The sequence below is a fragment of the Catellatospora aurea genome (assembly GCF_042663325.1).
GTDB classification, from domain to species: Bacteria; Actinomycetota; Actinomycetes; order Mycobacteriales; family Micromonosporaceae; genus Catellatospora; species Catellatospora aurea.
In genome coordinates this window covers 98092-118682 of sequence record NZ_JBHTAC010000009.1, presented here as the reverse complement: position 1 = coordinate 118682, position 20591 = coordinate 98092, and the positions used below count along the sequence as shown (strand labels likewise).

Genomic DNA, 20591 nt, shown 5'->3' with positions numbered 1-20591 from the left:
CCACTGGGCCGCGCACCCGGACTGGCCTAGCCTGACGGCGTGGAGTTCGAACAGTTCGACCGGCTCGTCGAGCCCCTGCGCGCTCGCGCGGCGACCTTCGACGTGGACGGGTTCAAGCTGATCGAGGGCCGGACCGCGGCACCGGAAGAAATCGCCGAGGCGGAGCGGGCCCTGGGTGCGACGCTGCCGGCGCAATACAAGATGTTCATGGAGCGGTACGGCGGTGGCATGTTCGGCTTCGTCGACCTGCTGCCCGTCCGTGCGGCCAGGTCAGGCAAGGACAGCGACAACATCGTCACCGTGAGCCGGGCCGAGTTCCCCGACGGGTCGGCCGTCGCCCTGGCACCTGTGGGCACCGGAGACTTCTGGGGCTTCCCGGTCGAACACGGCCGGTGTCGCGGAGAAGTGTGGTTCTACTACCACGACGACGATGAACCGACCCCCGTCGCGGAGGACTTCCTGGAGTTCGTCGCACAGCACGGCATACGGGCCGGACGCGACTAGCTAGGGTCAGCGGATGCGCGTGATCCCCTTCCGCAGCCGCGACCGAGTCGACCTGTACGACTTCGACCGCGCCGACGATCCGGTCCACTCCATCGCGGTCGTCGCACCCTACGAGTCGCTCGACGCGCATCCGAGCGATCTGGGAGTAGCCTACGCCGACCGCTGCGAACTCGTGCGGCTCGACCGTGACGGCGCGGTGACCAGCCGGGTCCGGATCAGCACTGCACCGGGGTCGCCGGGCGGCGGACACGTTTCCTGCGCCTTCTCCTACGACGGCGATCAGGTGTGGGTGTTCAGCCCGGACGCGATGCTGGATCGGGGTGAGGACCGCATCCTGGTCATCGACGACGCGACCGGCACGGTGGTGGCGGAGCATCTGACCCGAACCGCCGGGCACGGCGCTTCATTCACACCGCATCCGGACGGTTCCATGTTCGTGGAAATCGGCGAGGGCCAGGACGGAGTCCCTGTCCTGCGCTGCAGACTCGACGGCGGCATCATCGCGGTACATGACTACGGATGGATCGATCGGGTGTTCTGCGGGTTGTCTCCCGACGGGCAGATGTTCATGACCACGGACCATCAGGGAGGGACCAACGCCTTATTCCACCGGTACGACGGATCCATCGTGTGCCAGGTCGAACTCGACGCGTTCACCGGCATGGGCGGAGATGACGAGGAGGCGATGATCGAGTGGGTCGGCGGATTTCTTGACCGCCAGACCGCGGTGGTCGTGCTGTCGGGATACGACGAAGACGCTGACGAGGACTGGCATGAGCACTACCTCGTGTCGCCCTTCACCGGGAAGGTGCTCGGACGCTGGGCGGTGGAGGTCAACGACCCCCACGACGTCGACCTGCTGGGTGACGGCACCTGGCTGCATCGACGTCCGGACCGGTTCGAACGCGTTCGGGCTGACCGATCTGCGACCGCATTGTGATCACTCGACCGGCTGGCACACAGCATCAGCACCCGGTCAACGATTCACGGATGATCTACCCTGGTCAGGCCGGGTAGCAGTCACCCGGCCTGATACGGAGAGAACATGGGCGAGGTTGCGGACGAAGCTCCCGGATGGGACGCCATCGAGGCCGCGGTGGCCACCAAGGCGGCTGATCGGAACCCGCTCCACTGGGGCTCGAACAAACTCCCTGGCCAGGGCCTGTACGGCCTGAGCGCGTACCGATGCGCAGCACACTGGCTGCTGGTGACGTTCGGCCTGACCGAGCTCTTCTCCAAGGACAGTGACGACCCGGAGGTCAGCGGCTGGGGCTTCGAGCTGACGATGCGCGTTCCGCTGGACGGCGAACAGCCACCCGCGTGGTCCCTTCGCCTGCTGGAGCGACTGGTCGACTACGTGTTCACCAGCGGCAGGGCCTTCGCGGCGGATCATCGCATGGACCCGGGCGGCCCGATCACCGGCAAGGACACCACCCGCCTCCGGGCCATCGCCTTCGCCGCCGACCCGGAACTGCCGACGATCGACTCACCACACGGTTCAGCGAGGTTCCTGACCGTGGTCGGGATAACCGCCGACGAACTGGACCGCATGAAGGCGACCACGACGGCCGAGGTGCTCAGCGACCTTGGCACCCGCTCGCCGATGCTCGTGACAGACCCGAACCGCTGACGCCGGGCGGGTAGCAGCGCCCCTGACTACGCTCTCGGCACATGGACGCGATCTTCCGGCTGCCGCCTCAATCCCCGCTGGCCGCAGCTATCACCGCGGATTGGGGTCTGCTGCCGCTGCGCGTGCCCATGGGCTGGAACGTCGTCTACAACACGCTGCTGGTCCGCCGGCTGCCGGATGGAACAGTCGAGGCCAACGACTCCGAGGATCTGTATTGGGCGCGCACCGCACGACCGCCGTGGCTGACCGAGCAGGAGGCGGCACGCAAGGGCGGCCTGCAAGCTCGGGAGATCAACCTCGACGCCGGTTGGTACCGCAACTGCGGCTTCCGCATCGTCGTCCTCGACCCCGACTGGGACCACGAGCGAGCCTCCCACACCACCTCCGACCTCGAAGAATTCGTCGTCGTCCTGGAGGGATGGCTGCGAATGATCACCGAGCGTGAAGAACTTCCGGCGTCGTGAGGTCGGTGTAGGCGCACCTCGAGCCGGTCATGCGGAACGGCCGGGCACAGTGCCCGCGCAGGTCACGATGTCCGGCGATCGCGCGAGCGCGGCTCACTCGATACGTTCGCCCGGATGACCAGTTCACCGGGCGGGCAACTACCATAAGCCGTGACCACTCCTTACTGGACCCGGCCTGAGCCGCCGTACCACGTCGCCATCTTCACGATCACGCCGAGCGGAACGGATCCCGAAGGCTACGCCGCGATGAACGAGCGGATGGTCACCCTGGCCGAAGCCCAGCCCGGCTACCTGGGCCGGGAGTCGGCGATCCTGCCGGACGGCAGCGACCTCGTCGTCATCTACTACACCGACGCCGAATCGATCCATGCCTGGAAACAGAACCCCGAGCATGTGCTGGCACAACAGCTCGGTCGGCAGAAGTGGCTCGCGCGTTACCGCGTCGAGGTGGCGTATGTCGAGCGCGCGTACGAGTTCACCGCAAGCCCATGCGCGGATGCGGAACGAGCTGCCGAATAGGGCAGCGGCAGCCCTCTGAGGTCAGCTGACTCAGCGCGAAAGCATCCAGTGGCTATCAGCCTTCGATTCCGTCCACCGCGCGCGCCACCCTGCCGTGGTAGAACCGGGCTTGGCAAAGTTGGCAGCCACCGGTTGAACCCTGCCGCGTGCACGGCGACGGCGGACTGAGGGATGTTCACATGACAGCGACACGCCTGCCGCAGGCCATCCGCGATGATGTGAAGACCCTGTGGAATTACCACGACATGCACCACGATGCTCGACGATGCGATATAGGGATCGGCCTCGGCAGCCATGACCTCGGTGTGGCGATCGTGGCTGTCGAGCTGTTCAACGACGGAATGTTCCCACGGTTGATCTTCAGCGGCGCGAACGCGCCCACGACCATCGAACGGTTTCCGCAGGGCGAGGCAGTGGCTTACCGCGATTACGCGATAGCGCAGGGGGTGCCCGAGGACGCCATCCTGATCGACGCCAAGGCGACGAACACCGAACAGAACCTCAGGTTCTCCCGTGCGCTGCTGGCGGAGAGAGGCATCGAGGCGCGATCGGTGCTGCTGATGTCGCGCCCGTATCAGCAACGGCGGGCTTACGCGACGTGCAAGAAGGTGTGGCCCGAGGTCGATGTCGTCTGTCGGTCGCGGCCGCTCTTGCTTGACGACTATGTGGCGAGCATCGGCGATGCGAAGAAGGTGGTCGACATGCTGGTCGGTGACACGCAACGCATCGAGGTGTACGCCGAACGCGGGTTCGCCATCGCTCAGCCGATTCCGAGCGAGGTCAGAGCCGCATTTGTTCGTCTTGTGGCAGCGGAGTACACGAGCCGACTGGTGTAGTCACCGACGTCGACCGCGATTATCACCCGTGGCGAAGGGTGCAGGCCGGGCACACCTCGATCTCTCGGAGCCGGGCGAGTGCCCATAGGTCATGCGAGGTAAGCACCCGCTCCGCATCGCGTGGCAGACAATCCGGCGCTGTTGCTCCTCTGACCGCGTGCGCCACTGCACGATGCCCGTCCGGCACGATGAGTGAGACGTTGCTGTAGTCGTCCGCTATCGGCCCGCCGTCAACAGTGGTGCATTGGATGGGATTGATGATCTCGTACCAGATCACGAGATCGGCCTGGTGGACGGCACGCGCGATAGTCCTGGGGTCTACCTTGGTGGTGTTGAACCAAAGCGGGGGGTCATGGGCATGGTCGCGTTCATCCCCTGGCCGGTACAACTCCACTACCTGCCACTTCACATCCCGTGCCGCCGCGCGAGCGTCGTCTGCCTCGGCTCCGTCCGCGCGCCGCACGATGGGAACCTGGCCCGACACCGGCGCTGCATCATCGACCGGACAGTACCGCGGATCAAGCTCGCGCAACGCTTCCGCCACCGCATCCGCCCCCTGTCCATACAGGATGACGCCCCGCCGCTCACCGTTCATCCGCATATTCTCAGCGGGCCGATACCCGGATGCCACAACCCGGGCGTCTAGGAGCGGCGTTGTGCGGCATCCGGGTGCTCGGCGGTCCGGCTGCTCTCGCGCCAGGCCTCCAGGCAGGCGTTGAGATCCGCAACCGCTCGTTCGGTAAGGCTGGGCCCGCTCGACATCCCGTAACTTCCGAGCTCCTTGAGTTCGACTCGCTGGTCCGGCTTTCCGGGCCGCGTCCGACTCACGACCGGGGCTGACGCCCCGGCGCCACCCGGTGCGGCAGAGTTGAGACCGCCCAGCGTGATCTGCGAGATCTCACTCCAGGCAATCCTCGTCGTCTTGGTCACGCCCCTAACCGTGATGCCCTGCGGACCGGCCGATACGCCGACGAACAACGCCCGAACCGCGCCCACCACCAGAAGGCCGGTCATCACCGCGAAGCCGATGCCCGCCCACCATCCCCCCGGCTGCTCGAAGCACCCGATGGTGCTGGCGGTCGACGTCAGCGCCATCACCGACATCACCAGGCACAGGACGATGTTCCAGAACGGGGAGCGCCAGCTCTTTCGCATGGGCACACGGTAGATCACCGATGCTGCTGCCCCGGCCGTATTTTGCGGCAGGTGCCCGGCTTACGCCGGATGTCAGCCGTGGCCTACGCGAGCGCCGCCCGAACCTGGCTGAGACCGTGCTCGCCGCGTACCCACACGCGGACACCACGGGTGCGCGGTCCATCGCTGGTGTAACTCATCGTGTCACGTATGGCGACGTTCTCGCCCAAGAGCCAACGGGAACAAGGTCCCGAAGCCTCGGCCACTTCGGCGAGTCCGTCCAACTGTGCCGCCAGGTGGTCGACGAGTGCCACCCAGCCGGATCCGGCGGCGGGTTGATGCCAAGGATGCCAGGACGCGAGATGGTCCAGAACGGCATGGCTCTCGATGAGGTGGTACACCGACGGCGCGATCTCCAGGAACGGGCCGCCGTCGGTCACCCCGACCCGCCCGTCGGTGTGCACTGCATAGGCCACCGGTGACGAGATGTGCTCACCGATGAATTCGAAGTGCCAGCCCCGCACGTCGCGCCGCATCCAGTCACCCAGGTCGAAGTCCCACCAATGCTGGAACTCGCGAGCGCCGCCGGGCATGAGCACGCTCTGGCGCACCACGTATTGAAGCCCACCGAAGCGGGCCGCGAACCCTTCCCTACGGATCACGAGCTTCATCGGAGCCGGGATCAGGCTGCCCGTCCGGTCGGGCACGCGGTGAAAGTCGGTCGCCAGGCGTGGGCTGGATTCCGGTTTGCGCCAACCGGTCCGGGCCAGGAGGTCTCGGGCGCGTTCAGACAGCCCGGTCGGGTCGTCGAGGATGTGCACACATGCTTCCCACACTGCCTTGAAGTCAGGTTGCATCGTATGCGGTCAGCGATTCAGGCGAGCCGCGGCCGCCGACCAGTCCGCATCGTCGCCCTGCGGTTCGAACCGGCGTACCGGCTGCGTGTCGCGGATCAGTTTCCGAAGGTCCGCCAGCTCGCCGCCGACCACGCCGAGCGCGCGGGCCTGCACCAGGATGTTGCCGAGCGCGGTCGCCTCGACCGGCCCGGCGAGCACCGGCAGCCCGCACGCGTCGGCGGTGAGCCGGCACAGCAGCTCGTTGCGGGCTCCCCCGCCGACGATGTGCACGACGTCGACCTCCCGCCCGGACAGCCGCTGGGCGTCGAGGATCGCCGCCCGGTGGGCTAGGGCGAGGCTGTCGAGGATGCAGCGCACCGTCTCGGCCGGTGTGCCCGGCACCGGCTGCCCGGTCCGGCGGCACGCTTCGGCGATCCGCGCGGGCATGTCCCCCGGCGGCAGGAACAACGGATCGTCGGGGTCGATGACGGCACGGAAGGCAGGGCTCCGAGCCGCCGCCCGCAGCAGCGGCTCCACATCGTCGTCTCCCCAGACCCGCTGGCACTCCTGCAGCAGCCACAAACCCATGACATTGCGCAGGTATCGGACGGTGCCGTCGACGCCGATCTCGTTGGTGAAGTTCGCCGCCCGGCTCTGCTCGGTGAGCACGGGCCGGTCCAGCTCGACGCCGACCAGCGACCACGTGCCGCAGGACAGGTACGCGAACCGCTCGCCGCTCGCCGGCACCCCGACGACCGCCGACGCGGTGTCGTGTGACGCCACGGCGGTGACCTGCACAGGTCCGAGTCCGGTGTCCGCGTTCAGCACGCCGACTGCCTGGCCGGGCTCACGTAGCGGCGGCAGGATCGCCGCAGGAATGCCGACCTGCCCGGCCAGCTCCGCCGCCCACGTGCCGCTGTTCACGTCGAGCAGTTGCGTCGTCGAGGCGTTGGTGCGTTCCGCGCCGATCTCGCCGGTCAGCCAGTACGCGAGCAGGTCGGGCATCAGCAGCAGTGTCCGCGCCGCCGCGAGCTGCGCCGTATCGCGCGCGGCGACGAGCTGGAACAGCGTGTTGAACGGCTGCAGCTGCAGTCCTGTGGTCGCGTACAGCCGTTCCGGCGGCACCTGCCGCAGCACCCGCTCGATGACCCCGTCGGTGCGCGAGTCCCGGTAGTGCACCGGGTTGCCCAGCAGCCGCCCGTCGGCGTCGAGCAGGCCGTAGTCGACGGCCCACGAGTCGATGCCGATCGAGTCGAGCGGCCCGGCGTCGCGCAGCCCGTCGAGGATGTTGCGGTACAGGTTCAGCACGTCCCAGTGCAGGGTGCCGCCGGCGCGTACCGCGGTGTTGGCGAACCGCGCGACCTCGGTCAGTTCCAGCAGGTCCGGGCCGACCCGCGCGGCGATCACCCGGCCGCTGGCCGCGCCGAGGTCGACGGCGGCGACCCGGGCCGCGGTCATTCGGGCGCTCATCGCAGGAACGCCGCGGCGACCCCGGCGTCGACGGGCACGTGCAGGCCGGTGGTGTGGGACAGTTCCGCGCCCGCGAGCACGAACACCGCGTTGGCGACGTGTTCGGGCAGCACCTCCCGTTTGAGCAGGGTGCGCTGGGCGTAGTACTCCCCGAGTTTCTCCTCGGGCACCCCGTAGACGGCGGCGCGTTTGGCGCCCCAGCCGGAGGCGAAGATGCCCGAGCCGCGTACGACGCCGTCGGGGTTGACGCCGTTGACCCGGATGCCGTGCTCGCCGAGTTCGGCGGCGAGCAGCCGCACCTGGTGGGCCTGGTCGGCCTTGGCCGCGCCGTACGCGACGTTGTTCGGCCCGGCGAAGACCGCGTTCTTGCTGACGATGTAGACGATGTCGCCGCCGGAACCCTGCGCGATCATGATCCGCGCGGCCTCGCGGGAGACCAGGAACGAGCCGCGCGCCATCACGTCGTGCTGCCGGTCCCAGTCGGCGAGGGTGGTCTCCAGCAGCGGCTTGGACACCGACAGCCCGGCGTTGTTGACGACCAGGTCCACCCCGCCGAACGCGAGCGCCGCCGCGGCGAATCCGGCCTGGATCTGCTCCTCGTCGGTGACGTCGACCTCGACCGCGACGGCGGCGTCGGCCGTGCCGATCTCGGCGGCGACCTTGGCCGCCGATTCGGGGTCACGGTCGGCGACCACCACGCAGGCGCCCTCGGCGGCCAGGCGCAGCGCGACCGCCCGCCCGATGCCGGAGCCGCCGCCGGTGACCAGCGCGACCCGGGCCGCGAGCGGCTTGGGCCGGGGCATCCGGGCCAGTTTCGCCTCTTCGAGGGCCCAGTACTCGATGCGGAACTTCTCCGCCTCGGGGATCGGCTCGTAGCGGGAGACCGCCTCCGCGCCGCGCATGACGTTGATCGCGTTGACGTAGAACTCCCCCGCGACCCGGGCGGTCTGCTTGTCGCGGCCGAAGCTGAACATGCCCACGCCGGGCACCAGCACGATCGCCGGGTCCGCGCCGCGCATCGGCGGCGAGTCGGCGTCGGCGTGGCGCTGGTAGTAGGCGGCGTACTCGTCGCGGTAGGCGGCGTGCAGCTCCCGGAGGCGCGCGATCGTCTCGTCGAGATCGGCCGTGGGCGGCAGGTCGAGCACCATGGGGCGGACCTTGGTGCGCAGGAAGTGGTCGGGGCAGGAGGTGCCCAGTGCGGCCAGCCGCGGGTGCTCGGCCGCGGCTAGGAAGTCCAGCACCTCGGCGGTGTCGGTGTAGTGGCCGACCTGGCGACGGTCGGTGGAGGCCAGGCCGCGCAGCACCGGCGCGAGCGCCGCCGCGCGGGCGTGGCGTTCCGGTGCGGGCAGCGGCTCGTACTCGGGCAGCCGCGCCCCGAACGGCTCGGGGCGGCCGCGTTCGTCGAGGAACGCCTGCGCGGTGCGGATCATCTCGATCGAGCGCTGCTCGCACTCGTCGCTGGTGTCGCCCCAGGCGGTGATGCCGTGGCCGCCGAGGATCACCCCGATCGCCTGCGGGTGTGCGCGGCGAACCTCGGCGATGTCCAGGCCGAGCTGGAACCCGGGCCGCCGCCACGGCACCCACACCACCCGGTCGCCGTAGCACTCCTTGGTCAGCGCCGGCCCGTCGGCGGCCGTGGCGAGCGCGATCCCGGCGTCGGGGTGCAGGTGGTCGACGTGTTCGGCGTCGAGCAGCCCGTGCATGGCGGTGTCGATCGATGGGGCCGCGCCGCCGCGCCCGTGCAGGCAGTAGTCGAACAGGCCGACCATCTCGTCTTCGCGGTCGAGGCCCGGGTACACGTCGGCCAAAGCTCGCAGCCGGTCCAGGCGCAGGGCGGCGAGCCCGGCCTCGGTCAGGGTGCCGAGGTCGCCGCCGGAGCCCTTCACCCACATCAGCCGCACCGGCTGCCCGGTCGCCGGGTCGGTCTCCTCGCCCTTGGCGGAGGTGTTGCCACCGGCGTAGTTGGTGTAAGCCGGGTCCGCGCCGAGCCGGTGGGAGCGGGCGAGCAGTTCGTCCTTGGCGGCCATCACGCGCCCCAGCCCGCGGCCTGGCCCTGTGCGCGCTCGTCGCGGATCTTCTCGAAGTACCCCGAGCGCTTGTAGGCCGCGATCGGGTCCGGGTCCAGGCCCATGTCCTCGCGCAGCTCGCGCAGCATCGGACGCACGTCGGTGTGGTAGGCGTCCATCAGCGCGGCGTTGGCTTCGAGCACGTCACCGGCCTGCTGCGCGGCGGCCAGCGCGGCGTGGTCGACGAGCAGGGCCTTGGCGGTGGCCTCCTGCACGTTCATCACCGACCGGATCACCGCGGGGATCTTCGGTTCGATGTTGTGGCACTGGTCGAGCATGTACGCGATCCCGGCGGACTGCTCCAGCGCCCCGGCGAGCACGATCTCGTGCATGATCCGGAACAACTGGAACGGGTCGGCCGACCCGACCATCAGGTCGTCGTCGGCGTAGAAGCGGGAGTTGAAGTCGAATCCGCCGAGCCGTCCGGCGCGCAGCAGCATGGCGACGATGAACTCGATGTTGGTGCCGGGCGCGTGGTGGCCGGTGTCGATGACGACCTGGGCGCGCTCGCCGAGCTGGGTGCAGTGCAGGTAGGCGGTGCCCCAGTCGGGCACGTCGGTCATGTAGAAGGCCGGTTCGAACAGCTTGTACTCCAGCAGCATGCGCTGGTCGGGCCCGAGCCGGTCGTAGGTCTCGCGCAGCGCGGCGGCGAGCCGGTCCTGGCGGGTGCGCACGTCGTCCTGGCCGGGGTAGTTGGTGCCGTCGGAGAACCACAGCTTCAGGTCACGCGAGCCGGTGGCGTCCATGATGTCGACGCATTCGAGCAGGTGCCCGATGGCTTTGCGGCGTACGGCGGGGTCGGCGTTGGTGACGCTGCCGAGTTTGTAGTCGTCGTCCTGGAAGACGTTGGCGTTGATGGTGCCCAGCGCGATGCCCAGGTCGGCGGCGTGGCGGGCCAGGTCGGGGTAGTCGGCGACCTTGTCCCAGGGGATGTGCAGCGCGACGGTCGGGGCGACGCCGGTGAAGCGGTGCACGGTGGCGGCGTCGGCGATCTTCTCGTACGGGTCGCGGGGCACGCCCTGCTGGGCGAACACCTTGAACCGGGTGCCGGAGTTGCCGTACGCCCAGGAGGCCGTCTCGATGCGCTGCCCGCGCAGGGTCGAAAGCACGTGCGACTGCGCCGCGAGGTCGGTCATCGTGGGTCTCCTAGCTGGTCTTCAAGGTGGAACACTTCGGTGAGCACGTGCATCTGCCGGTCGGGGCGGCCGGTGTCGAAGAACTCGGCCATCTGCGCTTGCCAGCGGGCGTTGACGTCGGTGGCGTCCATCGCCGCCAGGGCCGCGTCGAAGTCGTCGGTGAGCAGGTAGCCCACCAGCAGGCCGTCCTCGCGCAGGAACAGGCTGTAGTCGGTCCAGCCGGTGTCGCGCAGCGCAGCGAGCATGTCGGGCCAGACCTGGGCATGGCGGCGCCGGTACTCCTCCAGCCGGTCGGGTCTGACCTGAAGGGTGAAGCAGATCCGGCGCACGCCATGCCTCCTCAATGGGTCAGAAGTTGAACTGGTCGACGTTGGACGCGTTGAACGTGAACGGGTCGCCGAGCAGCACCGTGGCGTCCTTGCCGACGGTGTACTCGCCGAGCTTCCCGGCGGTGAACTTGTCACCCTCCTTGCCGGTGATCAGCCCGGAGGCCAGTGCGCCACCGGCGTACGCGGCGAGGTAGCCCAGGTCGGCCGGGTTCCACAGGGCGAACGCCTTGACGGTGCCGTCCTTGACGAACGCCTTCATCTGGTTCGGCGTGCCCAGCCCGGTCAGCTGCACCTTGCCCTTGTACGTGGACCCGGACAGGTAGCGGGCGGCCGCGGCGACGCCGACGGTGGTCGGCGAGATGATGCCCTTGAGGTTGGGGTGCTTGGCCAGCAGCGCCTGGGTCTCGGTGAACGACTTCTGGTCCTGGTCGTCGCCGTAGACGGTGTCGACGAGCTTGAGCTTGGCGTACTCGGGCTTGCCGAGTTCGGTCTTCATCAGCTCGATCCAGGCGTTCTGGTTGGTGGCGTTCGCGGTCGCCGACAGGATCGCGATCTCGCCGCCGTCCGGGCCGACCGCCTCGGAGATCAGCTTCACCTGGTTGGCGGCGATGCCCTCGGCGGTGGCCTGGTTGATGAACAGGTCGCGGCAGGTCGGGTTGGTGTCGGAGTCGAAGGTGACGACCTTCGCGCCGGCCTGCCGGGCCTCGTTGAGCGCGCCGCAGATGGCGTCCTTGTCGTTGGCGGACACCACGATCACGTCGGTGTTCTGCTGCGACAGCGTGTTGATGTAGCTGACCTGCGCCGACGGGCTGGCCTCGGACGGCCCGGTCTCGCTGTAATTCCCCTTGATCTCCTCGACCGCGGCCTTGCCGCCGTTGTCGGAGGTGGTGAAGTACGGGTTGTTGACCTGCTTGGGCAGGAACGCGATCTTCAGGCCGGTCTTCATGCTGCCGGTCGACTCGCCGGGGGTGGTGCCGTCGCCGCCGTCCTCGGCGCAGGCCGCCGTGGCGAACGTAAGCGCCGCCAGCGCGGCCATCGCCACCAGGCGTATCCGCTTCGTGCCTGATCTCATGGGGGTGCTTCCTTTCATCGGGGGTGGCCGCGAGGAGCAGGCGGCGTCAGGAAGAGGGCGAAACAGTGGTGGTTCGCCGCCGGCGTAGCCGCTCGCGCAGCATCGCGGCGACATTCGGTCCGACGACCGAAGCGATCAGCAGGGAGCCGGTGATCACCGTCAACGTGTTCGCCGGCACGTACGCCAGCTGCAGCGCGTTGCGCAGCACCCCGAGCAGGGCGACGGCGGCCAGCACGCCCAGCAGCGCGCCCCGGCCGCCGAAGATGGACACCCCGCCGAGCAGGACCGCGGCGACGACGGCCAGTTCCAGGCCGCTGCCGTTGTCCGCGCGGGCGCTGGCGAAGCGCAGCGTCCAGAACACCCCGGCCAGCGCCGACATCGCGCCGGACGCGACGAACAGCCAGAACTTGGTGAGCCGCACGTTCACCCCGGAAAAGCGCGCCGCTTCGGCGTTGTTGCCCATGGCGTACAGGCCGCGGCCGATCGGCATCGCGTGCAGGACGACCGCGAACACGACGGCAAGTGCGGCGACGACCAGGATCATCCACGGGATGGTGGTGCCGGGCAGCGGCTTGATCGCCGTGGTGGTCCAGGTGGTCGGGTAGTTCGCGACGGCCCGGTCGCCGAGCACGACGTAGGCCAGGCCTCGGTAGAGGGCCAGGGTGCCGATGGTGACGGCCAGCGACGGCAGCCCGAACCCGGTGACGAACAGCCCGTTGACGGCCCCGAGCACCGCGCCCAGCAGCAGCGCGAGCGCGATCAGCAGGGGCAGCGACGTCACCCCCGACACCCACAGCTGGCCCATGACCGAGCAGGTCAGGCCGAGCACGCTGGCCACCGACAGGTCGATCTCGCCGGTGATGACGATCAGGGTCATCGGCAGGGCGATCAGGGCGATCGGGATCGCCTCCAGGACCACGAAACGCCAGAACCGCGGGCTGGCGACGCCGTCGATGGTCAGCGCGCCGATCACGGCGACGGCGACCAGCGCCAGCAGCACGACCACGTCCCAGGTGCCCAGGGCGCGGCGGATCCGGGCGACGGGCTCAGACATGGGCCTTCCTCTCTCGCAGGCTGCGCGCGACACGGGCCGACAGCGCCCGGTCCAGGCCGATCGCGGCGAGGATCAGCGCGCCGACCGCGGCGTCCTGCCAGAACGGGTTGATGCCGAGCACCGGCAGCGCGGCGCGGATCGTGGTCAGCAGGACCGCGCCCAGGGCCGCGCCGTACACCGAGCCGCTGCCGCCGAAGATCGCCACGCCGCCGACGACGACCGCGGCGACGACGTTGAGTTCGGTGCCCAGGCCCGCGTTGGCGTCGAGGGTGCCGAACCGGGCGGCGTGCAGGACTCCGGCCAGGCCCGCGAGCGCGCCGCTGGTCACGAACGCGTAGAAGACGCGGCGGCCGCTGGGGATGCCGGACAGCCGGGCCGCGGCCGGGTCGGAGCCGATGGCGTACAGCTCGCGGCCGCTGCGGTGGTAACGCAGCACGTACCCGACGGCGACCAGGACGGCGGCGGCGAACAAGGCGAGCACCGGCACACCGAGCACGGTCGCGGTGCCCATCCGCAGGAACGCGGCGGGCATGTCGGCGGCGTTGATCTGCCGTCCGGTGGCCCACATGTAGTCCACGCCCCGGAACATGTACAGCGTGCCGAGGGTGACCACGAGCGCGGGCACCCGGGCGGCGGCGATCAGCCCGCCGTTGACCGCGCCGAGCACCGCCCCCAGCGCCGTGCCGACGACCAGCATCAGCGGGATGGGCAGGCCGGGCACGGCGACGAACACCGCCCCGGTCGCGAACGCCGACAGGCCCAGGATGGAGCCGACGGACAGGTCGACGTTGCGGGTGATGACGACCACGGCCTGCCCGACGGCCAGGATCGCCAGGATCGTGGAGCCCAGCAGCAGGTCCTTGAGGCTCTGCGCGCTGAGGAAGCGCGGGTTGACGATCGTGGTGGTCACCACGAGCAGCACCAGGGCCAGGGCGATGCCGAGCTCGCGTACGGCGAAGGCGCGCCGGGTCAGCCGGGCGCCGCCGCCGGTGGCCGTCTCGGCGGGGGCGGTGCCGACGGCGGTCATGCGGCGGCCGCCTGCCCGGTCGCGGCGAGCATGACCGACTGCTCGTCGGCCCGTGCGCGGGGAATGTCGGCGGTCAGCCGTCCCTCGTGCATCACCAGGACGCGGTCTGCCATACCGAGCACCTCCGGGAGTTCGCTGGACACCATGAGCACCGCGACGCCGTCGGCGGCCAGCTGCGACAGCAGCCGGTGCACCTCGGCCTTGGTGCCGACGTCGATGCCGCGGGTGGGTTCGTCGACGATCAGCACCTTCGGCGCGGTGGCCAGCCACTTGGCCAGTACGACCTTCTGCTGGTTGCCGCCGGACAGGGTGGACACCGGGTCGGTGAGCCGGCCCGCCTTGACCTGCAGGCGCTGCGCCCAGGTCATGGCGGCGCGGCGCTCGTCGCCGCCGAACAGCAGCCCGCCGCAGGTCAGTCGCCAGCGGCGCGGCAGGTTGGTGTTGCGCTCGACGGACAGCTCCATGACCAGGCCCTGCTGGCGGCGGTCCTCGGGGACCAGGGCGAGTCCGGCGCGGATCGCGGCGGCGGTGTCGCCGTTGGGCAGGCGGGAGCCGTCGACGGCGACCTCGCCCGCGTCGTGGCGGTCGACGCCGAACACCGCCCGGCAGACCTCGCTGCGTCCCGCGCCGACGAGCCCGGCGAGCGCAACGATCTCCCCCGCGTGCACGGTGAAGGTGACGTCGTCGAACACGCCGCGCCTGGTCAGGCCGCGCACCTCCAGCCGGGGCTCGCCGGGCGTGGTGTCCTGCTTGGGGTACATGGCCGAGACCTCGCGGCCGACCATCCGGCGTACGACGTCGTCGACGGTCAGCGCCTCGGCCGGGTCGGTGGAGACCCAGCGGCCGTCGCGCATCACGGTGACGGTCTGGCACAGGGCGAAGACCTCGTCGAAGCGGTGCGAGATGAACAGCACCGCGGTGCCGGCGTCGCGCAGCGACCGGGCGACGGCGAACAGCCGCTCGACCTCGATCCCGGACAGGGCCGCGGTCGGCTCGTCCATGACCAGGACCCGCGCGTCGAGCGAGATGGCCTTGGCGATCTCGACGAGCTGCTGGTCGGCGATGGACAGCCCGCGGGCGGGCCGGTCGGGGTCGAGGCGCACGCCGAGCCGGGCGAACAGCTCGGCGGCGCGCTGGCGCATGGCGGCGTAGTCGACGCGGCGCAGGCTGCGCAGCGGCTGGCGGCCCATGAAGATGTTCTCGGCGACGCTGAGGTCGGCGAACAGGGTCGGCTCCTGGTAGATGACGGCGATCCCGGCGGCGCGCGCGTCGGCGGGGCCGTCGAGCAGCAGCGGCCTCCCGTCGAGGGTGATCGTGCCGGCGTCGGGGGCGTGCACCCCGGCGAGGATCTTCACCAGCGTCGACTTGCCCGCGCCGTTCTCGCCGACCAGCGCGTGCGCCTCGCCGGCGTGCAGCTCCAGGCGGACGTCCCGCAGTGCCGCGACGGCGCCGAAGGACTTGCTGACGCCGTCCAGCGTGAGCAGTGGTGTCGGCACGTGGACCTCTTCTCGGATCACTACCTTGTGAAACGTTTCATCCGCCCGTTAGGATGACGTTAGAAGTCAGATCCACTGCCCGTCAAGGGTTTCTCCGCAGTTACCGAGTTGTTACGTTCGATCTCCAGGGAGCGAGAGTTGATTCATTTCAACGGCGGCGCGCCCCCGCCACGGTCCGGACCCGACACTCCGATCGCGACGTTCGACAAGCCGGTGCCAGCATGCGGGTAGCCCTGTTCGCGACCTGCCTCGCCGACGCGATGTTCCCGGACGCCGCCCGGGCCACCGTGACCCTGCTCGAACGGCTCGGCCACGACGTCGCCTTCCCCGCCGCGCAGACCTGCTGCGGGCAGATGCACGTCAACACCGGCTACCGCCGCCAGGCCCGCACCCTGGTACGCCACCACACCGACGTGTTCGAGCCCTACGACGCGATCGTCGCCCCGTCCGGCTCGTGCGTCGGCTCCGTGCGCCACCAGCACACCGCCGTCGCCCGCGACGCCGGCGACGAACGCCTCGCCGACCGCACCGCGCGACTGGCCACCCGGACCTGGGAGCTGTCGGAGTTCCTGATCGACGTGCTCGGCGTCGAGGACGTCGGCGCGTTCTTCCCGCACCGGGTCACCTACCACCCCACCTGCCACAGCCTGCGCATGCTGCGCGTGGGCGACAAACCGCTGCGCCTGCTGCGGGCCGTGCGCGGCATCGACCTGGTCGAGCTGCCCGCCGCCGAGCAGTGCTGCGGCTTCGGCGGCACGTTCGCCCTCAAGAACGCCGACACCTCCGCCGCGATGCTCGCCGACAAGACCGGCCACATCCTGGCCACCGGCGCGCACGTCATCACCGCCGGAGACGCGTCCTGCCTCATGCACATCGGCGGCGGACTGTCCCGGCAGGAATCCGCCGTACGCCCCCTGCACCTGGCCCAGATCCTCGCCGCCACCGAAGGGAACAGGCCATGACCACCTTCCTCGGCATGCCGCACGCCCCGCGCGGCGTCGGACAGCTGCGCGGCGACGAACCGTTCCCCGCCGCCGCCCACAAGACCCTCGCCGACCAGCAGCTGCGCCGCAACCTCGGCCACGCCACGGCCACCATCCGCGGCAAACGCGCCCGCGCCGTCGCCGAACTCGCCGACTGGGAGCAGCTGCGCCAGGCCGGGGAGGCGATCAAGGTCGCGACCATGGCCCGCCTCGACGAACACCTCGTCGCGCTGGAGGCCGCCGTCACCGCCCGCGGCGGGCACGTGCACTGGGCCCGCGACGCCGTCGAAGCCAACCGCATCGTCACCGACCTGGTCCGCGCGACCGGCGCCACCGAGGTCGTCAAGGTCAAGTCGATGGCCACGCAGGAGATCGGCCTCAACGAAGCCCTGGAAGCCGCGGGCATCACCGCCGTCGAGACCGACCTGGCCGAACTCATCGTCCAGCTCGGACACGACAGACCCAGCCACATCCTCGTCCCGGCCATCCACCGCAACCGCACCGAGATCCGCGACATCTTCCTGCGGCACATGCCCGGCGTCGACCCCGGCCTCACCGACGAACCACGCCGCCTGGCCATGGCCGCCCGCGCCCACCTGCGCGCCAAGTTCCTCACCGCGAAGGTCGCGGTCTCCGGGGCGAACTTCGCCGTCGCCGAGACCGGCACCGTCACCGTCGTCGAGTCCGAGGGCAACGGCCGCATGTGCCTCACCCTGCCCGACACGCTCATCACCGTCATGGGCATCGAGAAGGTCGTGCCCACCTGGACCGACCTGGAGGTGTTCCTGCAACTGCTGCCCCGCTCGTCGACCGGCGAGCGGATGAACCCCTACACCTCGATGTGGACCGGCGTCACCCCCGGCGACGGCCCGCAGCAGTTCCACCTCGTCCTGCTCGACAACGGGCGCACCGCGGTGCTCGCCGACCCCGCCGGGCGCAGCGCCCTGCACTGCATCCGCTGCTCGGCCTGCCTGAACGTGTGCCCCGTCTACGAACGCACCGGCGGGCACGCCTACGGCAGCGTCTACCCCGGACCGATCGGCGCGATCCTGTCCCCCCAGCTGACCGGCATCGAGGACAACAGCTCCCTGCCGTACGCGTCCACGCTGTGCGGCGCCTGCTACGACGTCTGCCCCGTCCGCATCGACATCCCCTCGATCCTCGTCCACCTGCGCGGCGAACACGTCGAAGCGCGCCGGCGCGGGCTGCTGCCCTCGGCCGAGGCGCTCACCATGGCCGTGGCCGCCTGGACCATGGCCGGCCCGCGCCGGTTCCGGTTCGCCGAGCGCCTGCTGCGGCTCGGGCGGGTGTTCGCCCGCTCCGGGCGCATCCGGAGCCTGCCGCCGCCGCTGTCGGCCTGGACCGCCGCCCGCGACCTGCCCGCCCCGCCCGCGCGCACGTTCCGGCAGTGGTGGCGAACCCGCCCCGAGGACGGCCCCCGATGACCGCCCGCGACGAGATCCTCCACCGCATCCGCACCGCGAACGGCCCCTCCCCCGCAGCCGTCCCGGTCCCCCGCGACTACGCCACCACCGGCGCGTACGCCCCCGGCGCCCCCGAGCTGCTGGACCTGCTCGCCGACCGCCTGCGCGACTACCGGGCGGCCGTGCACCGGTGCGCACCGGCCGGCCTCGCCGCCACCCTCGCCGACCTGACCAGCGGCTGGCGGGTCGCCGTGCCGGACGGGCTCACCGTGCCGGGCGCGGTCCGCGACCGGCCCGCCCTCAGCCACACCGACCTCGACGGCGTGGACGCGGTCCTCACCGGCTGCGCGGCGGCCTGCGCCGACACCGGCACCATCGCCCTCGACGGTGGAGCGGGCCAGGGCAGGCGGGCGCTGACGCTCATCCCCGACCGGCACGTCTGCGTCATCCACGCCGAGCAGGTCGTGCAGACCGTCCCCGAACTGCTGCGCCGCCTCGACCCGACGCGGCCGCTGACCCTGATCAGCGGCCCGTCGGCAACCAGCGACATCGAGCTCGACCGCGTCGAAGGCGTGCACGGCCCGCGCACCCTCATCGTGGTCATCGTCGCCGGGGACGAACCGGCCGGTCCGATAGTGTCCACCGAAAGCACAGGATGAGGGAGCGATGGCGGTGACCGGCATCAAGGAGGTGGCGCGGCGCGCGGGGGTGTCCCTGGGCACCGTCAGCAACGTGCTCAACCGCCCCGACAGCGTCGCCCCCGCCACCCGCAAGCGGGTCCTCGACGCCATCGACGAACTCGGCTATGTCCGCAACGACTCCGCCCGCCACCTGCGCGCCGGCAGCAGCCGCACCGTCGCGATCGTGGTGCTCGACGTGTCCAACCCGTTCTTCACCGACGTCGTGCAGGGCGCCGAAGCCGTCGTCGAAGCCGCCGGCGGCATGCTCGTCGTCTGCAACAGCGGCCAGGACCCCGCCCGTGAGGGCCGCCACCTGGCCACCCTCGAAGAGCAGCGGGTCCGCGGCCTGCTCATCACCCCCGTCGAGAACGGCCGCCACGAACGCCTCGAACGCCTCGTCGACCGCGGCATCCCGGTGGTCCTCGTCGACCGCGGCTCCGGTCAGCTCAACCGCTGCTCCGTCGCCGTCGACGACGTGCTCGGCGGCCGCCTGGCCGCCGCCCACCTGGCCGAACTCGGCCACCGGCACATCGCGTTCGTCGGCGGGCCGATCAGCATCGCGCAGGTCGCCGACCGGCACGCCGGGGCGGCCGCCGCCCTCGCCGAGCACGGCGGCGGCGTCGAGCTGGAGATGTTCGAGACGAAGGCACTGTCGGTGACCGCCGGACGGCAGGCCGCCGAGGACATCTGCACCCTGCCGCGGGGCAGGCGGCCCACGGCGGTCTTCTGCGCCAACGACCTGCTCGCGCTCGGGGTGCTGCAAGGGCTGACCATCGGCGGGCTGCGGGTGCCCGAGGACATCGCCCTGGTCGGCTACGACGACATCGACTTCGCCGCCGCGGCCGCCGTGCCGCTGACGTCCGTCCGCCAACCCCGCGAGCAGCTCGGCCGCACCGCCGCACAGCTGCTGCTGGAGGAGGCCGACACCGACACCGCGCACGGCCACCGCCACGTGGTGTTCCAGCCGCAGCTGGTCGTCCGCCAGTCGACCGCCGCACCGCGTCGCTGACCCGCTCACACCCTGCCCGACGGCTGCCAGAACACCGCGGCCAGGCGCGGCACGAGCAGGCTCGGCACCGCCAGGAACACCACGTACTGCATCGGCCAGGACACGAACACCGCCGCCGGCAGCCCGTCGGACAGCACCGGGCCCGGGAAATGGGCGTACGCCCAGTGCCAGTGCACGGCGTTGGGCACCTCGAACAGCACCGACACGACCAGCGCCGCGAGCACGATCGCCGCGAACGGCACCCAGTAGCGACCCACCGCCGCCGACACCAGCGCCCCGCTGAGCAGCGCCACCCCGGTGAACGCCAGCACCGTGTACCCGAACGGCGGCGCGACCGGGCTCGGACCCGTCACGTCGAACACGAAGCCGCGCCGGGCGTACCAGGTCACCGACAGCACCACGAAGACGCCGAGCGCGACCACCCCGACCGGCCACGACCGCACGGCCCGCAGCACCGGCCGCCGCCGCACGACCATGTCCAGCACCGCCTTGGCCGCCAGATAACTCTCCACGATGAACACCCAGTACAGCGCGAACCCCGGCAGCAGCACCAGCAGGTAGAACCACGTCGTCCACCACGGGTAGTACCAGAGCCGCCCCAGCCACTGCGCCACGACTTCCAGCACGAGCCCCGCCACCACCCCGCAGCCCAGCAACCGCAACACCATCAGCGGATCCCGCACCGCCAGATCCCACAGCGACGTCCCGCCGACCGCCCCGCAGATCCCCGCACCGGCGAGGATCACCCCCACCGCGAACAGCGCCGAACTCAGCCCGAGCACGACCACCGGCGCCACCGGCAGCCCGAAGATCGCCTGCTGCGGCGGCGCGAACACCCACCCCGGCACCACCACCTGCAGACAGGACGCCGCGACGAGCACCGCCCCGATCCCAATCTTCCAGACCGCCGCCCGCCGCACCC

At 70.5% G+C, this 20591-nt stretch carries 22 protein-coding genes; 10 read left to right on the top strand and 12 right to left on the bottom strand.

The annotated features are described in order from the left end of the window. The first annotated feature begins 39 nt into the window (after positions 1 to 39). The 6 genes from ACFQO7_RS11600 to ACFQO7_RS11575 all read left to right on the top strand — a co-directional run bounded on the left by ACFQO7_RS11600 (position 40) and on the right by ACFQO7_RS11575 (position 3953). Positions 40 to 504, top strand: coding sequence for an SMI1/KNR4 family protein (locus ACFQO7_RS11600; protein ID WP_376806366.1), 465 nt, complete (start codon positions 40 to 42; stop codon positions 502 to 504). Positions 505 to 517: 13 nt separating this feature from the next. Then, the gene (locus tag ACFQO7_RS11595; protein WP_376806365.1) at positions 518 to 1444 is read left to right on the top strand and encodes a TolB family protein; all 927 of its coding nucleotides are present in this window, start codon (positions 518 to 520) and stop codon (positions 1442 to 1444) included. Between the two features lie 156 nt (positions 1445 to 1600). Beyond that, entirely contained in the window at positions 1601 to 2134 is a 534-nt protein-coding gene (locus tag ACFQO7_RS11590; protein WP_376806364.1) for a suppressor of fused domain protein, read from the top strand. A gap of 41 nt (positions 2135 to 2175) precedes the next feature. Next, a complete protein-coding gene (locus tag ACFQO7_RS11585; RefSeq protein ID WP_376806363.1) occupies positions 2176 to 2598 on the top strand; it encodes a hypothetical protein in 423 nt (140 codons plus the stop codon). A 150-nt stretch (positions 2599 to 2748) separates the two neighbouring features. Then, positions 2749 to 3117 carry an antibiotic biosynthesis monooxygenase family protein gene (locus ACFQO7_RS11580; protein WP_376806362.1) on the top strand — a complete coding sequence of 123 codons (369 nt, stop codon included), beginning with the start codon at positions 2749 to 2751 and terminating at the stop codon, positions 3115 to 3117. 179 nt (positions 3118 to 3296) lie between these two features. Further along, positions 3297 to 3953, top strand: a complete 657-nt coding sequence (locus tag ACFQO7_RS11575) for a YdcF family protein (RefSeq protein ID WP_376806361.1) — start codon at positions 3297 to 3299, stop codon at positions 3951 to 3953. Positions 3954 to 3975: 22 nt separating this feature from the next. Here ACFQO7_RS11575 and ACFQO7_RS11570 read toward each other — a convergent pair whose 3' ends face one another. The 11 genes from ACFQO7_RS11570 to ACFQO7_RS11520 all read right to left on the bottom strand — a co-directional run bounded on the left by ACFQO7_RS11570 (position 3976) and on the right by ACFQO7_RS11520 (position 15573). Further along, positions 3976 to 4548, bottom strand: a complete 573-nt coding sequence (locus ACFQO7_RS11570) for a hypothetical protein (RefSeq protein WP_376806360.1) — start codon at positions 4546 to 4548, stop codon at positions 3976 to 3978. A 47-nt stretch (positions 4549 to 4595) separates the two neighbouring features. Continuing rightward, on the bottom strand, positions 4596 to 5108 hold the full coding sequence (locus ACFQO7_RS11565; protein ID WP_376806359.1) for a PH domain-containing protein: 513 nt from the start codon (positions 5106 to 5108) through the stop codon (positions 4596 to 4598). An 83-nt stretch (positions 5109 to 5191) separates the two neighbouring features. Further along, entirely contained in the window at positions 5192 to 5908 is a 717-nt protein-coding gene (locus tag ACFQO7_RS11560) for a hypothetical protein (RefSeq protein WP_376806358.1), read from the bottom strand. A gap of 45 nt (positions 5909 to 5953) precedes the next feature. Continuing rightward, positions 5954 to 7381: a rhamnulokinase gene (locus ACFQO7_RS11555; protein ID WP_376806357.1), complete on the bottom strand. Its 1428-nt coding sequence runs from the start codon at positions 7379 to 7381 to the stop codon at positions 5954 to 5956. 8 nt (positions 7382 to 7389) lie between these two features. Continuing rightward, the gene (locus ACFQO7_RS11550) at positions 7390 to 9420 is read right to left on the bottom strand and encodes a bifunctional aldolase/short-chain dehydrogenase (RefSeq protein WP_376806356.1); all 2031 of its coding nucleotides are present in this window, start codon (positions 9418 to 9420) and stop codon (positions 7390 to 7392) included. Then, positions 9420 to 10595, bottom strand: coding sequence for an L-rhamnose isomerase (gene rhaI, locus ACFQO7_RS11545; RefSeq protein WP_376806355.1), 1176 nt, complete (start codon positions 10593 to 10595; stop codon positions 9420 to 9422). The genes ACFQO7_RS11550 and rhaI overlap by 1 nt, the downstream gene beginning before the upstream one ends. Continuing rightward, a complete protein-coding gene (locus ACFQO7_RS11540; RefSeq protein ID WP_376806354.1) occupies positions 10592 to 10924 on the bottom strand; it encodes an L-rhamnose mutarotase in 333 nt (110 codons plus the stop codon). The genes rhaI and ACFQO7_RS11540 overlap by 4 nt, the downstream gene beginning before the upstream one ends. A 19-nt stretch (positions 10925 to 10943) precedes the next feature. Beyond that, entirely contained in the window at positions 10944 to 11996 is a 1053-nt protein-coding gene (rhaS, locus tag ACFQO7_RS11535) for a rhamnose ABC transporter substrate-binding protein (protein ID WP_376806353.1), read from the bottom strand. A 46-nt stretch (positions 11997 to 12042) separates the two neighbouring features. Then, complete coding sequence (locus ACFQO7_RS11530; protein WP_376806352.1) at positions 12043 to 13050, bottom strand: ABC transporter permease; 1008 nt, start codon at positions 13048 to 13050, stop codon at positions 12043 to 12045. Further along, the gene (locus tag ACFQO7_RS11525) at positions 13043 to 14077 is read right to left on the bottom strand and encodes an ABC transporter permease (RefSeq protein WP_376806351.1); all 1035 of its coding nucleotides are present in this window, start codon (positions 14075 to 14077) and stop codon (positions 13043 to 13045) included. Before ACFQO7_RS11525 ends, ACFQO7_RS11530 begins: the two co-directional genes overlap by 8 nt. Beyond that, complete coding sequence (locus tag ACFQO7_RS11520; RefSeq protein ID WP_376806350.1) at positions 14074 to 15573, bottom strand: sugar ABC transporter ATP-binding protein; 1500 nt, start codon at positions 15571 to 15573, stop codon at positions 14074 to 14076. Before ACFQO7_RS11520 ends, ACFQO7_RS11525 begins: the two co-directional genes overlap by 4 nt. 221 nt (positions 15574 to 15794) lie before the next feature. On the opposite strand from ACFQO7_RS11520, the gene ACFQO7_RS11515 reads away from it, so the two are divergent. The 4 genes from ACFQO7_RS11515 to ACFQO7_RS11500 are packed head-to-tail and all read left to right on the top strand — an operon-like array spanning position 15795 to position 19669. Continuing rightward, positions 15795 to 16535 carry a (Fe-S)-binding protein gene (locus ACFQO7_RS11515; protein ID WP_376806349.1) on the top strand — a complete coding sequence of 247 codons (741 nt, stop codon included), beginning with the start codon at positions 15795 to 15797 and terminating at the stop codon, positions 16533 to 16535. After that, entirely contained in the window at positions 16532 to 18001 is a 1470-nt protein-coding gene (locus tag ACFQO7_RS11510; protein WP_376806348.1) for a LutB/LldF family L-lactate oxidation iron-sulfur protein, read from the top strand. The genes ACFQO7_RS11515 and ACFQO7_RS11510 overlap by 4 nt, the downstream gene beginning before the upstream one ends. Beyond that, positions 17998 to 18639: a LutC/YkgG family protein gene (locus ACFQO7_RS11505; protein WP_376806347.1), complete on the top strand. Its 642-nt coding sequence runs from the start codon at positions 17998 to 18000 to the stop codon at positions 18637 to 18639. Before ACFQO7_RS11510 ends, ACFQO7_RS11505 begins: the two co-directional genes overlap by 4 nt. A gap of 13 nt (positions 18640 to 18652) precedes the next feature. Further along, the gene (locus tag ACFQO7_RS11500) at positions 18653 to 19669 is read left to right on the top strand and encodes a LacI family DNA-binding transcriptional regulator (protein WP_376806346.1); all 1017 of its coding nucleotides are present in this window, start codon (positions 18653 to 18655) and stop codon (positions 19667 to 19669) included. Positions 19670 to 19674: 5 nt separating this feature from the next. On the opposite strand, the gene ACFQO7_RS11495 is transcribed toward ACFQO7_RS11500, so the two are convergent. Next, positions 19675 to 20589 carry a hypothetical protein gene (locus ACFQO7_RS11495; RefSeq protein WP_376806345.1) on the bottom strand — a complete coding sequence of 305 codons (915 nt, stop codon included), beginning with the start codon at positions 20587 to 20589 and terminating at the stop codon, positions 19675 to 19677. Positions 20590 to 20591: the final 2 nt, after the last annotated feature.

Coding starts and splice junctions, on each gene's coding strand:
- ACFQO7_RS11510 (WP_376806348.1), top strand. CDS start 16,532: ATGACCACCTTCCTCGGCATGCCGCACGCCCCGCGCGGCGTCGGACAG.
- ACFQO7_RS11575 (WP_376806361.1), top strand. CDS start 3,297: ATGACAGCGACACGCCTGCCGCAGGCCATCCGCGATGATGTGAAGACC.
- ACFQO7_RS11530 (WP_376806352.1), bottom strand. CDS start 13,050: ATGTCTGAGCCCGTCGCCCGGATCCGCCGCGCCCTGGGCACCTGGGAC.
- ACFQO7_RS11570 (WP_376806360.1), bottom strand. CDS start 4,548: ATGAACGGTGAGCGGCGGGGCGTCATCCTGTATGGACAGGGGGCGGAT.
- ACFQO7_RS11555 (WP_376806357.1), bottom strand. CDS start 7,381: ATGACCGCGGCCCGGGTCGCCGCCGTCGACCTCGGCGCGGCCAGCGGC.
- rhaI (WP_376806355.1), bottom strand. CDS start 10,595: ATGACCGACCTCGCGGCGCAGTCGCACGTGCTTTCGACCCTGCGCGGG.
- ACFQO7_RS11565 (WP_376806359.1), bottom strand. CDS start 5,108: ATGCGAAAGAGCTGGCGCTCCCCGTTCTGGAACATCGTCCTGTGCCTG.
- ACFQO7_RS11550 (WP_376806356.1), bottom strand. CDS start 9,420: ATGGCCGCCAAGGACGAACTGCTCGCCCGCTCCCACCGGCTCGGCGCG.
- ACFQO7_RS11505 (WP_376806347.1), top strand. CDS start 17,998: ATGACCGCCCGCGACGAGATCCTCCACCGCATCCGCACCGCGAACGGC.
- ACFQO7_RS11585 (WP_376806363.1), top strand. CDS start 2,176: ATGGACGCGATCTTCCGGCTGCCGCCTCAATCCCCGCTGGCCGCAGCT.
- rhaS (WP_376806353.1), bottom strand. CDS start 11,996: ATGAGATCAGGCACGAAGCGGATACGCCTGGTGGCGATGGCCGCGCTG.
- ACFQO7_RS11525 (WP_376806351.1), bottom strand. CDS start 14,077: ATGACCGCCGTCGGCACCGCCCCCGCCGAGACGGCCACCGGCGGCGGC.
- ACFQO7_RS11515 (WP_376806349.1), top strand. CDS start 15,795: ATGCGGGTAGCCCTGTTCGCGACCTGCCTCGCCGACGCGATGTTCCCG.
- ACFQO7_RS11595 (WP_376806365.1), top strand. CDS start 518: ATGCGCGTGATCCCCTTCCGCAGCCGCGACCGAGTCGACCTGTACGAC.